Raw genomic sequence first — 14,483 nt, 5'->3', positions numbered from 1 at the left:
CACGGTGCGGGCACGTCCGACAGACCGGGATATCTCGGATTCGACTTATAATCCGCCGCATCACCCATTTCGATCATCATGTCGTCGTCCACCGCCTCCCCCACACTCAGCGCCGCCCACCTGCTCGCTCCGATCGCCAGCGACATGGAGCAGGTGAATCGCGTTATCCGGCAAAGCCTCGCGTCCGACGTGCTGCTGATCAACCAGATCGCCGAGTACATCATCGGCGCGGGCGGCAAGCGGCTGCGTCCGGCCCTGCTGTTGCTCGTCGCCGGCGCGCTCGGCGAGACGTCGCACCAGCGGCACGTGCTGGCCGCCGTCGTCGAGTTCATCCACACGGCCACGCTGCTGCATGACGACGTCGTCGACGAATCCGAACTGCGTCGCGGCCGCCAGACGGCCAACGCGCTGTTCGGCAACGCGGCAAGCGTGCTGGTAGGCGACTATCTCTATTCGCGCTCGTTCGAGATGATGGTCGGCGTCGGCAAGATGCGCGTGATGGAAATCCTGTCGGAAGCGACGACGATCATTTCCGAAGGCGAAGTGCTGCAACTTCTGAACATGCACGACGCGGACGTCGACGAGACGCGCTACATGCAGGTGATCCGCTACAAGACGGCGAAACTGTTCGAAGCATCGGCCCGCCTGGGCGCGGTGCTCGCCGGCGCCGATGCGCCGACCGAAGCCGCCGCGGCCGAATACGGCCGCCGGATCGGCACCGCGTTCCAGATCATGGACGACTGGCTCGACTACGCGGGGACGGCCGAAGCGATGGGCAAGAATGCCGGCGACGACCTGCGCGAAGGCAAGCCGACGCTGCCGCTCATCTATCTGATCGAACGCGGCACGCCCGAACAGTCTGCGCTCGCACGCGAGGCAATCGAACAAGGCGGCACCGATCGCTTCGACACGATTTTCGATGCGATCACGCGTTCGGGCGCGCTCGACCATACGCTCGAATGCGCGCGCCAGGAAGCACAGGCCGCTGCTGCCGCGATCACGGCGTTCCCGGATTCGATCTACAAGGAAAGCCTGCTCGCGTTGTGTTCGTACTCGACGTCGCGGCAGTCGTAAACGCGCCGCGAACGAGAAGCGATAGCCTGTCTCGAAAAATTTCTTCGCCAAGGTCTTCCCTTTTCGAAAAAACATCGTTATAGTTACGTTCTTGCTCGACGACGCAGCGGTCTTGAAGAAGACGGCGAAGTCGGAAGAGTCCAAATCGGGGTGTAGCTTAGCCTGGTAGAGCGCTACGTTCGGGACGTAGAGGCCGGAGGTTCGAATCCTCTCACCCCGACCAGATTTGAAAAAACCGTGCACCATGTGCACGGTTTTTTTTTGCCTTTTTTACCTGGTCGCGTGAACCCTCGTGCCACGCACGACACATCCCGGCCGCCGGCCTCTGCTATATTTCCTCCATCCCTGTCCTTCACTGCCCTTCTGACGCGTGGACCAAATTCCCTTATGGGCGCAAATCAGCGCCGTCTTCCTGCTTCTCCTCTGCTCCAGCTTCTTTTCCATTTCCGAGACCGCGATGATGGCGCTCAATCGCCATCGGCTGAAGCACCTCGCCGGCCAGGGCGTGCTCGGCGCGAAAACCACGCAGGGTCTGCTCACGCGCACCGACCTGCTGCTCAGCGTGATCCTGATCGGCAACAACCTGTTCAACACGATCATCCCGGTCCTCACGACGTCGCTCGCGCTGCACACGTTCGGCCGTAACAACCTCGCGCTGTCGATCGCGACCGGCATCGTCGCGTTCCTGATCATCGTGTTCGCGGAAATCGCGCCGAAGATCGTCGGCGCGACCTTTCCCGAGCGCATCGCGCTGCCCGCGAGTCTCGTGATCGCGCCGCTGATGCGCGTGTTCAAGCCGGTCGTCTGGTTCGTCAACGCGCTGGCGAACGGCGTGCTCTGGGTGCTGCGCATCAATACGAAGAAGGGCCGCGACCAGCGGATGTCCGCCGATGAGCTGCGCGCGATCGTGCTCGAGTCGAGCAGCTTCATGCCGACCAAGCACCGCAGCATCCTGCTCAACCTGTTCGACCTCGAGAACATCACGGTCGACGACGTGATGGTGCCGCGCCGCCAGATCGAGTCGCTCAACTTCTACGCGCCGCTCGACGACATCCTGCATCAGCTCGAGACCTGCTATCACAACCGCCTGGTCGTCTACGAAGGCGACATCGACAAGGTGCTCGGCGTGCTGCACGTCCGCAAGACGCTCACCGCGCTGCACAACCAGGATTTCGACCGCGAAACGTTGCGCACGCTGCTTGCCGAGCCGTACTACGTGCCGTCGGGCACGCCGGTCGTCCAGCAACTCCAGTACTTCCAGGAAAGCCGGCAGCGCACTGCGCTCGTCGTCAACGAGTACGGCGAACTCGAGGGGCTCGTCACGCCCGAGGACATCATCGAGGAACTGATCGGCGAATTCACGACGTCGATGCCGCGCGGCGAACGCGCGGGCGGCTGGGACGAAAATGGCGAATGCATCGTCGCCGCCAGCACGCCGCTGCGCGAACTGAACCGCTGGCTGCACCTGCAACTGCCGACCGACGGACCGAAGACGCTGAACGGCCTGATCCTCGAGATCCTCGAGGAAATTCCCGAAGGCGACGTGTGCATGAAAATCCGCGACACGATGCTCGAGGTCATGCGCAGCGACGACCAGGCCGTGCGCACCGTCAAGCTCTTCAAGCCGCGCAGCTCGCGCGCACGCGCCGCCACGCGCTAGCCGAACGGCCGACTGTCGGCGCCGCTCGCGATACGCGACCATTTGCCGGTCACGATCAACAGGCGGCAGCGTGCCGGCAAACATGCACTTCCCATCTCCCGGGGCGCCGCTGCGCACGCAGCGGCCGCCTGTCACCACCGACGCATCGCCCGCTGAAACACCCCGCTCGCTCGATGCGACGCAACTCGACGACTCGCCCGCCGTACGGCTGCTGACCGACACGCTGCACGCCGCCCGCGTGCGCGACGCGTCCGACATCCACGTCGAACCGTTCGAAGCGGGCTGGCGCATTCGCCTGCGCATCGACGGCGTCCTGCATGAACACGTGCGGCCGCCCGCTCATCTGCGCGACGCGCTCGTGACGCGGATCAAGGTGCTCGCCCGCATGGACATCGCCGAGCGCCGGCTTCCGCAGGACGGCCGGCTGCGCATCGCGGTCGACGGCGGCCTGCGAGGCGACTACCGGGTCAGCTCGCTGCCCACGCTGTTCGGCGAGAAGCTCGTGCTGCGCCGCCTCGAAACGCTGCCGCCCGATCTCACGCTCGCGCGCCTCGGCTTCGACGCGCGGCAGGCCGCGGCGATGGAGGCCGCAATACGCACGCCTCACGGTCTCGTGCTCGTCACCGGTCCGACCGGCAGCGGCAAGACACTGTCGCTCTACTGCGCGCTGCAGATGCTCGATCGCGACGCGCACAACGTATGCACGGTCGAGGATCCGGCCGAGATTCAGCTCGATGGCATCAACCAGGTCGGCGTGGCGGAGAAAGCCGGGCTCACCTTCGCCACTGCGCTGCGCGCGCTGCTGCGCCAGGACCCGGACGTCATCATGGTCGGCGAGATTCGCGATGCGGAAACGGCCGACGTCGCGATCAAGGCCGCGCAGACCGGGCACCTCGTGCTGTCGACGCTGCACACGAACGACGCGCCGGCAGCCGTCGCGCGACTGCTCGACATCGGCGTCGCGCCGTACAACCTGGCGGCCGCGTTGCGCCTCGTCACCGCGCAACGTCTCGTCCGCCGTCTGTGCGTCACCTGCCGTGTGCGTTCCGACGCGCCGGCGCGCGCGCTGCGCGATGCGGGCTGCGATTCGGCGGCGCTGGCATCCGGATGGCGCCCGTTCGTCGCGCAAGGCTGTGCCGCTTGTCACGGTATCGGTTATCGAGGCCGGGTCGGCCTGCATCAGACGATGCCGGTTTCGCCCGAGATGGCCGAGCGCATCGTCGCGCGCGCAAGCGTCGGCGCGCTCGCGCGATGCGCGGCGGCAGAAGGCGTGCGCAGTTTGCGTGACGCGGCACTCGCGCACGTTCGCGACGGCACGACGAGCGTCGCGGAAGCGCTGGCCGCGACGCCTGACGCGTGATCGCAATGCATGCACCGCCGCACGAGACCCGCTTCGCGTGGCGCGGCCGTCGTCGCGACGGCACACCGTGCCGCGGAAGCATCATCGCATTCGACGCAGCCGCCGCACGTGCAGCGCTCGCGCGCGACGGCGTCGCGGTGCTGTCGCTCGACATCCGCGGCACGGCCCGGCCACCGACAGCCGGCGCACGGGAGATCACGCGTTTCACGCGTCAGCTCGCGAGCCTGCTGCAGGCCGGACTGCCGCTCGCACCGTCGCTCGAGATGCTCGCCCGCACCCGTACGCACGACGGGCTGCCGCGCATCGCCGCGGGTCTCGCGCGCGAGATCGTCGGCGGGCAGCGCTTCGCCGCCGCACTTGCACGCTATCCTTCCCAATTCGGCACGCTGTATCGCCAGCTGATCGAGGTGGGCGAAGCGTCAGGCGCGCTCGGCACCGTGCTGACCCGCGTCGCGGAGCACCGCGAACGCGCCGACGTGCAATGGCGCAAGCTGCGTGCCGCGCTTGCCTACCCGGTCGCCGTCATCGTGTTCGCGCTCGCGATCTCGGCCGCGCTGATGGTATGGGTCGTGCCGACGTTCCGGCAGATCTTCGACGGCTTCGGCGCGGCACTGCCGGCACCCACCCGCGCCCTGCTCGCCCTTTCCTCCGCGACATCGGCCTGGGGCGGCACGTTCGTCGCCGGCGCAGCAGCGGCGGGGCTCGCCGCACGCCACGCGCTGCGGCGCTCGCCATCGCTGCGCTACATGGCCGCGCGGCACGTGCTGAATGCGCCGTTCGTCGGCAGCGCGCTCACGCGGTTCGCGACCGCACGCTGGTGCCGCTCGCTTGCCACGCTGCTCGGTGCCGGCGTACCGCTTGCCGATGCATTCGCCACGCTCGAACGCACGGCCGGCCACCCGGTGTTCGAACAGGCCACGGCGCAGATCGCCACGCGCGTGCTGCGCGGCGCGCGTCTTGCCGATGCGATGCACGCGGCGGGCTGCTTCCCGGACGACGTCGTGCAACCGATCGCCGTCGCCGAGGAAACCGGCGCACTCGACACGATGCTCGCCGACATCGCAGCACTCTGCGAGCGCCAGCTCGACGCACGTCTCGATGCGCTTGCCGCACTCGGCGAGCCGCTGATCGTGATCGTGCTGGGCGCACTCGTCGGCGGCCTCGTGATCGCGATGTATCTGCCCATCCTTCAGTTGGGCAACGTGGTGTAGCATCGCAACCGATTCTGTCGCCTTTCAAGCCCGAACCCGAGCCCCATGACGCCCGCGCCCCTGACCACCGTTTTCGATTCGCCCGACGGCACGTTGCTCGCGCTGGCGATGCTGCCGCCCGCGGTGCAGTATGCATTCGCCGTCGTGCTCGGCCTGTGCGTCGGCAGCTTCGTGAATGTCGTCGTACACCGGATCCCGGTGATGATGCAGCGTGCATGGCAGGCCGAAATCGCCGAAGCGACCGGCAGCGCGAGCGCACCGCCGGACGACGGCTATCCGCAGCACTACGATCTGTGGCGCCCGCGCAGTGCCTGCCCGCACTGCGGTCACGTGCTGCGCGCGTGGGAAAACATCCCGCTCGTCAGCTATCTGATGTTGCGCGGGCGCTGCCGCCAGTGCGGCCATGCGATCGGCGCGCGCTATCCGCTCGTCGAGCTCGCGGGTGCGCTGCTCGCCGCCGGGTCGCTCGCCGCGTTCGGCCCCACCGTCGCCGCACTCGCCGCGTTCGGACTCTGCACCGCGCTGCTGGCGATGAGCGCGATCGATATCCGGACCGGCTACCTGCCCGATTCGATGACGCTGCCGCTGCTGTGGGCGGGGCTTGCACTGAACCTCGGCGGCACGTTCACGTCGCTGCGTTCGGCCGTGGTCGGCGCGATGGCCGGCTACCTGTTCCTGTGGTCGATCTACTGGCTGTTCAAATGGCTGCGCGGCATCGAGGGCATCGGCTTCGGCGACCTGAAGCTGCTCGCCGCGCTCGGCGCATGGATGGGCTGGGCCGCGCTGCCGCAGGTCGTGCTGTTTGCCGCGGTAACGGGCGCGATCGTCGGGCTCGTCGCGACCTGGCGCGGACGCATGCGCTTCGAGGAGCCGATTCCGTTCGGCCCGTTCCTCGCGGCAGGCGGCGTCGCCACGCTGTTTTTCGGTACCCCCTTCTATTCGGCGCTCGGCGGCTGACATGACGCACCGCCCGCGTCCGCTTTGTTCGCTGCGTCGCGGGGAGGCGACTTGCTTCCTCGTGGCGGCCCGGCGGAGGCTCACATGTTTGCAATAGGACTCACCGGCGGCATCGGCAGCGGCAAAACGACCGTCGCCGATATGTTCGCCGCACGCGGTGCATCGCTCGTCGATACCGACCTGATCGCGCACCGCATCACCGCACCGGCCGGTCTCGCGATGCCCGCGATCGAGCACGCATTCGGACCGGACTTCGTCGCGGCCGACGGCTCGCTCGATCGCGCGAAGATGCGCGCACTGATTTTCAGCGACGACGACGCACGCCGGCGCCTCGAAGCGATCACGCATCCGCTGATCCGCGCGGAGACCGATCGCGAGGCCCGCGAAGCGCAGGGCCCGTACGTGATCTTCGTCGTACCGCTGCTCGTGGAGTCAGGTAATTGGAAGGCGCGCAGCGATCGCGTACTGGTCGTCGACTGCCCGGTCGAAACGCAGATTGCACGTGTGATGCGGCGCAATGGTTTCACGCGCGAACAGGTCGAAGCGATCATCGCACGACAGGCGACGCGTGAAGCGCGTCTCGCGGCGGCTGACGACGTGATCGTCAACGATGCGACGACACCCGAAGCGCTCGCCGCGCAGGTCGATGCACTGCACCAACGCTATCTCGGATTCGCGGCCGCCGCGCGCTGACCACCGCGCGAGATCGTGATGGTGTACGAAATTGGTGCGTTGCTAGGGTAGAGCGTGAGCATTAGAATGTCCTGCATTGTTTCAATCCCTACCCTAGAGGCGAGCGCGCTTGATTCTTTACGAGTATCCGTTCAACGAGCGAATTCGCACGCTGTTGCGCCTCGAAGACCTGTTCGAGCGCTTCGCGTTCTTTTTGGCTCAGGAGGACCCGCGTGAACATCACGTCGCGCTGACGACGCTGTTCGAAATCGCCGAGGTCACGGGCCGCGCGGACCTGAAATCGGATCTGATGAAGGAGCTCGAACGTCAGCGTCAGACGCTCGCTCCCTTTCGCGGCAATCCGGGCATCGAACAGAATGCGCTCGAAGCCGTGCTCGGCGAAATCGAGCAGACGCTCGCCAATCTTGCGCAGATGCAGGGCAAGACCGGGCAGCATCTGGTCGACAACGAGTGGCTCGCCAGCATCCGCAGCCGCGCGGTGATTCCCGGCGGCACGTGCAAGTTCGACCTGCCGTCGTACTACGCGTGGCAGCAATGGCCCGCCGAGCAGCGGCGCCAGGACATCGCGAAATGGATCATGCCGCTGCTGCCGCTGCGCGACGCGGCGGCAATCGTGCTGCGGCTCGCACGCGAATCGGGTCAGGCGTCGAAGGTGATGGCGATGCAGGGCAGCTACCAGCAGATGCTGTCGGGGCGTAGCTACCAACTGATGCAGGTGCGCGTGCCGCCGGAGCTGCGCGTGATTCCCGAAGCAAGCGCCAACAAATACATGCTGTGGGTACGGTTCACCATGCAGGACGGCGACGTGCGGCCGCGCGCGGTGGACATCGACGTGCCGTTCCATCTGACACTGTGCAATCTGTAACGGCCGTGCGCCGGTTCGACGCTTTCGTATGACTACCGTTGTGAAATGTCCTTCGTGCGGCGCAGAAGTGCGCTGGACACCTGAAAACAAGTTCCGCCCTTTCTGTTCGGCCCGCTGCAAGCAGCTCGACCTCGGCGCATGGGCCGCAGAAAAGTACCGGATCGGCGGATCCTCCGACGAAGGTCCGTCGTCGGAGGAAGACGGCACCGACGGCCGCCACGACAGTTGAGCGGCGCCCGGCACCGCCCGTCCGTCGATATGGCCCGCTTTTCAGGCGGGCCGCCGCGGCGTCATTGCGACGCGGCTTCCTTCTCGAGCAGGTCCAGCACCGGCAGCGCAGCCGGCAACAGCGGCGCGACGTCGACCGGCAGTTGCTGCCACACGAACGCCTGCCCTTCCTTGCTGTGCGGCTCGCCTGTCCAGCCCGTCACCTTGCAGAAATAAAGCCGCACGTATGCGTGCGGGTAATCGTGCTCGAGCGTATGCCAGCGATGGCTGGCCGTGACGACGATACCGAGTTCCTCGTGCAACTCGCGCGCCAGCGCATCCTCGACGCTCTCGCCGGCTTCCAGCTTGCCCCCCGGGAACTCCCAGTAGCCTTCGTACGGCTTGCCCTGCAGCCGCTGCGCAAGCAGGTAGCGGCAGCGGCCGACCGGGCCGTCCGGCTGCACCATGACACCGACCGCGACTTCCGTCACCTTGCGGCCGTCGGGCGCTTGCATGGCGCCCGCTGCGAAATCCACGCTCATGCCTGCTCCTTGCGACCCGACCAGTCGCGCGCGAACTGCCACGCGACGCGCCCCGAGCGCGAACCGCGCTCGAGCGCCCAGACGAGCGCGTCGCCGCGCGCCGTCTCGATCTCCGCGGCCGCGCAGCCGAAATGGCGCAGCCAGTGCGCGACGATGTCGAGATAGTCGTCCTGCTTGAACGGGTAGAAGCTGACCCACAGGCCGAAGCGCTCCGACAGCGAGATCTTTTCCTCGACGACTTCACCGGGGTGGATCTCCCCGTCCGGCAGATGCTTGTACGATTCGTTGTCGCTCATGTACTCGGGCAGCAGATGGCGGCGGTTCGACGTCGCGTAGATCAGCACGTTGTCGGACTGCGCGGCGATCGAACCGTCGAGCGCGACTTTCAACGCCTTGTAGCCCGATTCGCCTTCCTCGAACGACAGGTCGTCGCAGAACACGATGAACCGCTCCGGACGCTGCGAGATCAGCTCGACGATGTCGCCGAGATCGTGCAGGTCGTCCTTGTCGACTTCGATCAGGCGCAGCCCGTCCTTCGCGTACGCGTTCAGGCACGCCTTGATCAGCGACGACTTGCCGGTGCCGCGCGCCCCGGTCAGCAGCACGTTGTTCGCCGGCTTGCACTGCACGAACTGTCGCGTGTTCTGCTCGATCAGCCCTTTCTGCCGATCGATGTTGTGCAGGTCGCCGAGCGTGATCGTCGACGCGGCCGGCACCGGCTGCAGATAGCCGCGCCCCTGGCGCTTGCGCCAGCGAAACGCGGTGGCGGCATTCCAGTCGACTGCCGCCGGTGCGGGCGGCAGCATCCCCTCGAGGCGGCCGAGCAGCGCTTCCGCGCGCGTCAGGAACTGTTCGAGCTTGTCCATGTCGTTCGAGCGCTCCCGATCAGGAGCGGTAATCCGCGTTGATGCTCACGTAATCGTGCGACAGGTCGCACGTCCAGACGGTTGCCTGCGCGTCGCCGCGGCCGAGCAGCACGCGGATCGTGATTTCGCTCTGCTTCATCACGCGCTGGCCGTCCTCTTCCTGGTAGGCCGGGTTGCGGCCACCGGCCTTCGCGACGAGCACGTCATCGAGATAGAGATCGATCTTGCCGACGTCCAGATCCGTGACGCCCGCATAGCCGATCGCCGCGAGAATCCGGCCGAGGTTGGGGTCGGATGCGTAGAAGGCCGTTTTCACCAGCGGCGAATGACCGATCGCATACGCGATCTGGCGGCACTCGGCGACGCTCTTGCCGCCGTCGACCTGCACCGTCATGAATTTCGTCGCGCCTTCGCCGTCGCGCACGATCAGCTGCGACAGCACCTGGGCGACCTGCGTGACCGCGTCGCGCAGCGCCGCATAGGCCGGCGAGTCGGTCGACGTGATCGCGGGCAGCGTGCTCTTGCCCGACGCGATCAGGATGAACGAGTCGTTGGTCGACGTGTCGCCGTCAATCGTGATGCAGTTGAACGAGCGGTCGGCCACTTCCTTCACGAGCGTGTCGAGCACCGGCTGCGCGACGTTCGCATCGAACGCGAGGAAGCCGAGCATCGTCGCCATGTTCGGCTTGATCATGCCCGCGCCCTTGCTGATGCCCGTCAGCGTGACCGTGTGGCCGTCGATCGTCACCTGGCGCGACGTGGCCTTCGGCAGCGTGTCGGTCGTCATGATCGCCTGCGCGGCGTCGTGCCAGTTCGCGGCCTTGCGGTTCGCGAGCGCGGCCGGCAGCCCTGCCTTCAGGCGGTCGATCGGCAGCGGCTCGAGAATCACCCCGGTCGAGAACGGCAGCACCTGTGCGGCCTCGATGCCCGCGAGGCGTGCGAGTTCCGCGCAGGTTTCGCGGGTGTTCGCGAGGCCCGGCTCGCCGGTGCCCGCATTCGCATTGCCCGTATTGACGACGAGCGCGCGGATGCCCGCGCCGCCCGTGCGCACCTTGGCCAGGTGCTCGCGGCACACGATCACGGGTGCGGCGCAGAAGCGGTTCTCGGTGAATACGCCGGCGACCGTCGCCCCTTCGTCGACGGAGATGACCAGCACGTCCTTGCGATTCGGCTTGCGGATGTTCGCTTCCGCCCAGCCGAGCGTGACGCCGGCGACGGGATGCAGTTGGGCGGGATCGATCGACGGAAAATTGACAGCCATGGGGCACACCTGCCGGATGGAAAATGCCGGCACGCGCCGGCATTGATTGGAAGAACCGACGGCCGCACGAGCCGGCCGCCGCAACTCACTTCACTGACTCGAAGCTGCGAACGAAGCGGCACGCGAATGCGCGCCGCCGCCGATCATGACAGCTTCCCGTGACATTGCTTGTACTTCTTGCCGCTGCCGCACGGGCACGGGTCGTTGCGGCCGACCTTCGGCATCTCGCCCCCGGGGCCGCTATGGGTCATCGCGCTGCCGACCATGTCGGCCGTCGCCGTCGCCGCGGTAGCGGCCGCGACGTTCGCGACCGGTGCGCCGGATTCCGCGTAGTCGGCATGCTGGTACTCGACGTTCTCGAGATGGCCGCCGCGCTCCTCGATCTGCTCGGCCGCCTCCTCGAGCTGCTCGGGCGACTGGATCTGCACGTTCATCACGATGCGCGTGACTTCCTGCTTGATCGCCTCGAGCATCGCGGCGAACAGTTCGAACGCTTCGCGCTTGTATTCCTGCTTCGGGTTCTTCTGCGCATAGCCGCGCAGGTGGATGCCCTGGCGCAGGTGGTCGAGCGCCGCAAGGTGCTCGCGCCACAGGCGGTCGACCGTCTGCAGCATCACCGAACGCTCGAATGCGCTGAACGATTCGCGGCCGACCATCGCGACCTTCGCCTCGTACTGCTCGTCGGCGGCGGTCGTCACGGCCTCGAGAATCTCATCGGCCGCGATCGACGACGACTCGTTCACCATTTCCTGGATCGCGAGGTCGAGCTGCCAGTCGTTGCGCAGCGCTTCCTCGAGCTCGGGCACGTCCCACTGTTCCTCGATGCTGCCTTCCGGCACGAACTGGCGGACGACTTCGGTAATCACGCCGTGACGCATCGCCGCGATCGTCTCGGTGATGTCGTGCGCTTCGAGCAGTTCGTTGCGCTGCTGGTAGATCACCTTGCGCTGGTCGTTCGACACGTCGTCGTATTCGAGCAGCTGCTTGCGGATGTCGAAGTTGCGCGCTTCGACCTTGCGCTGCGCGGATTCGATCGAACGCGTGACGATGCCGGCCTCGATCGCCTCGCCTTCCGGCATCTTCAGACGATCCATGATCGAACGCACGCGGTCACCCGCGAAGATGCGCAGCAGCGGATCGTCGAGCGACAGGTAGAAGCGCGACGAACCCGGGTCGCCCTGGCGGCCCGCACGACCGCGCAGCTGGTTGTCGATCCGGCGCGATTCGTGACGCTCGGTGCCGATGATGTGCAGGCCGCCCGCGGTCTTCACCTGTTCGTGCAGCGTTTCCCACCCGTCGTGCAGCTGCTTGATGCGGCGCGCCTTTTCGTCGGCCGGGATCGCTTCGTCGACTTCGATGAACGCGGCTTGCTTCTCGGCGTTGCCGCCGAGCACGATGTCGGTACCGCGACCGGCCATGTTGGTCGCGATCGTGATGCGGTTCGGACGGCCGGCTTCCGCGACGATCGCGGCTTCACGCTCGTGCTGCTTCGCGTTCAGCACCTCGTGCGGCAGCCCGGCCTGCTTCAGCAGGTGCGACAGCAGCTCCGAGTTCTCGATCGACGTCGTGCCGACCAGCACCGGCTGGCCGCGCTCGTAGCACTCGCGAATGTCGCGGATCACCGCGTCGTAGCGCTCCTTGGCCGTCTTGTAGATCTGGTCCTGCTTGTCGATCCGCTTCGGCGGACGGTTGGTCGGGATCACGACCGTCTCGAGGCCGTAGATCTCGTTGAATTCGTACGCTTCGGTGTCCGCCGTGCCCGTCATGCCCGCGAGCTTCCCGTACATCCGGAAGTAGTTCTGGAACGTGATCGAGGCGAGCGTCTGGTTCTCGCTCTGGATCTTCACGTGTTCCTTCGCCTCGACCGCCTGGTGCAGGCCGTCGGACCAGCGGCGGCCCGCCATCAGGCGGCCCGTGAATTCGTCGACGATCACCACTTCGCCGTTCTGCACGACGTAGTGCTGGTCCTTGTGGAACAGCGTGTGTGCGCGCAGCGCCGCGTACACGTGGTGCATCAGCGTGATGTTCTGCGGCGCGTACAGGCTCTCGCCCTCGCCGATCAGGCCCCACTCGCCGAGCAGCCGCTCGGCCTTCTCGTGGCCCGACTCTGTCAGGAACACCTGGCGCGATTTTTCGTCGAGCGTGTAGTCGCCCGGCTTCTCGACGCCCGTGCCGTCGGCCTTCTCCTCGCCGATCTGGCGCTCGAGCAGCGGCGGCAGCGCGTTCATCCGCACGTACAGTTCGGTGTGGTCTTCCGCCTGGCCCGAGATGATCAGCGGCGTACGCGCCTCGTCGATCAGGATCGAGTCCACTTCGTCGACGACCGCGAAGTTCAGCGCCCGCTGCACGCGCGCCTCGGTCTCGTAGACCATGTTGTCGCGCAGGTAGTCGAAGCCGAACTCGTTGTTCGTGCCGTAGGTGATGTCCGACGCGTAGGCCTGCTGCTTCTGGTCGTGCTCCATGCCGGACAGGTTGATGCCGACCGACAGCCCGAGGAAGTTGTAGAGGCGCGCCATCCATTCGGCGTCGCGCTGCGCGAGGTAGTCGTTGACCGTCACGACGTGCACGCCGCGGCCTGCCAGCGCATTCAGGTACACCGGCAGCGTCGCGACGAGCGTCTTGCCCTCGCCGGTGCGCATTTCCGCGATCTTGCCGTAGTGGAGCACCATGCCGCCGATCATCTGCACATCGAAGTGGCGCATCTTCAGCACGCGGCGGCTCGCCTCCCGGCAGACCGCGAACGCCTCGGGCAGCAGCTTGTCGAGCGACTCGCCGCCCGCGATCCGCTGGCGGAACTCATCCGTCTTGCCGCGCAACTGGTCGTCCGTCAGCTGCTCGATCTGCGTTTCGAGCGCATTGATCGTCGCGACGGTCTTTTGATATTGCTTGACGAGCCGCTGGTTGCGGCTGCCAAAAATTTTCTGGAGAAAACCGGTTGTCATCGGATCGGATCCTGCGTCGCAGCACCGGCGCCCGGCGCGTGTTGCGCGCCCCGACGCCCGAGCCTCGGCGGCTTAGCGAATTAGTGGAATCAAACGAGGAATTTTAGCACGCGGGAAAGCATGCGCCCGTGTCCCGGCTGGACTCGCGCCGCGTGCCGAACCCGCGCGGGCAACCGGGCACACGGCCCGAAAGCCGCCCGTGCGCGGGCCGGCGCGGGTACAATCGGCGTCAACGTCCGCGCCCGTGCGCGCCCGAAGAATGCCTCGATGAACCGATTTTCCAAGCGTTTCGGCCCGCTCCCCGCGTATCGCCCGCAACCCGTGTCCGAAGTGCTCAACCGCACCGACGCGTTCGCGGCGCTGCGCGCCGGCGTCGAACAGGTCGCGTCGCTGCAGCGCGACCTCGCCGCGCTGCTGCCCGACTATCTTGCGAATCATGTCGAACCGGGCTCCATCAAGGACGGCACCCTGACCCTCTTTGCCGCGCACAACGCGCTCGCTGCCCGGCTCCGGCAGGTCGAGCCGCGCCTGCTCGCCGATCTCCAGAAACGCGGCTGGCCGGTTTCGGCGCTGCGCGTGCGCGTGCGGCCGAAGGACGCGCCGGAGCCGCCGCACGTGAAGCAGGCGCGCATGACGACCGTCGGCGCCGCCGCGTTGCGCGAACTCGCTGATCACCTCGAGCCGTCGCCACTGCAGGCCGCGCTCGCGCGAATGGCCGCGCGGCACGGCGCGAAGTCGTCGCGCTGAGCGCACCGCCGGCCGCAGCCGTGTCAAGTCCTGGAATAGGTTGACAGTAGTTTTGACCTAAAACGCCCGATGCACCGCATCGGGCGTTTTGTATTTCA

At 66.6% G+C, this 14,483-nt stretch carries 13 protein-coding genes and 1 tRNA gene; 10 read left to right on the top strand and 4 right to left on the bottom strand.

The window, feature by feature from the left end; genetic code table 11:
• Nucleotides 1-78 precede the first annotated feature (78 nt).
• The 9 genes from DIE21_RS25015 (at nucleotide 79) to DIE21_RS24975 (ending at nucleotide 8,049) form a co-directional block, all read left to right on the top strand.
• The gene (locus tag DIE21_RS25015; protein WP_124500218.1) at nucleotides 79-1,074 is read left to right on the top strand and encodes a polyprenyl synthetase family protein; all 996 of its coding nucleotides are present in this window, start codon (nucleotides 79-81) and stop codon (nucleotides 1,072-1,074) included.
• 146 nt (nucleotides 1,075-1,220) lie between these two features.
• A tRNA-Pro gene (locus DIE21_RS25010) sits at nucleotides 1,221-1,297 on the top strand.
• Nucleotides 1,298-1,444: 147 nt separating this feature from the next.
• On the top strand, nucleotides 1,445-2,734 hold the full coding sequence (locus DIE21_RS25005; protein ID WP_124500217.1) for an HlyC/CorC family transporter: 1,290 nt from the start codon (nucleotides 1,445-1,447) through the stop codon (nucleotides 2,732-2,734).
• 82 nt (nucleotides 2,735-2,816) lie between these two features.
• Nucleotides 2,817-4,094: a GspE/PulE family protein gene (locus DIE21_RS25000; protein WP_124500216.1), complete on the top strand. Its 1,278-nt coding sequence runs from the start codon at nucleotides 2,817-2,819 to the stop codon at nucleotides 4,092-4,094.
• Nucleotides 4,095-4,099: 5 nt separating this feature from the next.
• Nucleotides 4,100-5,305, top strand: coding sequence for a type II secretion system F family protein (locus DIE21_RS24995; protein WP_124500215.1), 1,206 nt, complete (start codon nucleotides 4,100-4,102; stop codon nucleotides 5,303-5,305).
• A 45-nt stretch (nucleotides 5,306-5,350) separates the two neighbouring features.
• Nucleotides 5,351-6,262, top strand: a complete 912-nt coding sequence (locus DIE21_RS24990) for an A24 family peptidase (protein WP_124500214.1) — start codon at nucleotides 5,351-5,353, stop codon at nucleotides 6,260-6,262.
• A gap of 84 nt (nucleotides 6,263-6,346) precedes the next feature.
• A complete protein-coding gene (coaE, locus tag DIE21_RS24985) occupies nucleotides 6,347-6,955 on the top strand; it encodes a dephospho-CoA kinase (protein ID WP_124500213.1) in 609 nt (202 codons plus the stop codon).
• Nucleotides 6,956-7,064: 109 nt separating this feature from the next.
• A complete protein-coding gene (gene zapD / locus DIE21_RS24980) occupies nucleotides 7,065-7,820 on the top strand; it encodes a cell division protein ZapD (protein ID WP_006754990.1) in 756 nt (251 codons plus the stop codon).
• A 28-nt stretch (nucleotides 7,821-7,848) separates the two neighbouring features.
• Complete coding sequence (locus DIE21_RS24975) at nucleotides 7,849-8,049, top strand: DNA gyrase inhibitor YacG (RefSeq protein ID WP_124500212.1); 201 nt, start codon at nucleotides 7,849-7,851, stop codon at nucleotides 8,047-8,049.
• A 61-nt stretch (nucleotides 8,050-8,110) separates the two neighbouring features.
• Here DIE21_RS24975 and DIE21_RS24970 read toward each other — a convergent pair whose 3' ends face one another.
• From DIE21_RS24970 to secA, 4 genes are all read right to left on the bottom strand, one after another.
• Nucleotides 8,111-8,569: an NUDIX domain-containing protein gene (locus DIE21_RS24970; RefSeq protein ID WP_124500211.1), complete on the bottom strand. Its 459-nt coding sequence runs from the start codon at nucleotides 8,567-8,569 to the stop codon at nucleotides 8,111-8,113.
• The gene (locus DIE21_RS24965; protein ID WP_124500210.1) at nucleotides 8,566-9,435 is read right to left on the bottom strand and encodes an ATP-binding protein; all 870 of its coding nucleotides are present in this window, start codon (nucleotides 9,433-9,435) and stop codon (nucleotides 8,566-8,568) included. The genes DIE21_RS24970 and DIE21_RS24965 overlap by 4 nt, the downstream gene beginning before the upstream one ends.
• Before the next feature lie 19 nt (nucleotides 9,436-9,454).
• A complete protein-coding gene (gene argJ / locus DIE21_RS24960; RefSeq protein WP_124500209.1) occupies nucleotides 9,455-10,696 on the bottom strand; it encodes a bifunctional glutamate N-acetyltransferase/amino-acid acetyltransferase ArgJ in 1,242 nt (413 codons plus the stop codon).
• A 143-nt stretch (nucleotides 10,697-10,839) separates the two neighbouring features.
• Nucleotides 10,840-13,638, bottom strand: coding sequence for a preprotein translocase subunit SecA (gene secA, locus DIE21_RS24955; RefSeq protein WP_124500208.1), 2,799 nt, complete (start codon nucleotides 13,636-13,638; stop codon nucleotides 10,840-10,842).
• A gap of 267 nt (nucleotides 13,639-13,905) precedes the next feature.
• Between secA and DIE21_RS24950 the strand changes: the two genes are divergently transcribed.
• Entirely contained in the window at nucleotides 13,906-14,385 is a 480-nt protein-coding gene (locus DIE21_RS24950) for a DUF721 domain-containing protein (protein WP_124500207.1), read from the top strand.
• The last annotated feature ends 98 nt before the right edge of the window (nucleotides 14,386-14,483 follow it).

The sequence above is a fragment of the Burkholderia sp. Bp9140 genome (assembly GCF_003853425.1).
Classification (GTDB): domain Bacteria; phylum Pseudomonadota; class Gammaproteobacteria; order Burkholderiales; family Burkholderiaceae; genus Burkholderia.
This window is presented reverse-complemented; position numbering and strand designations above follow the sequence as displayed.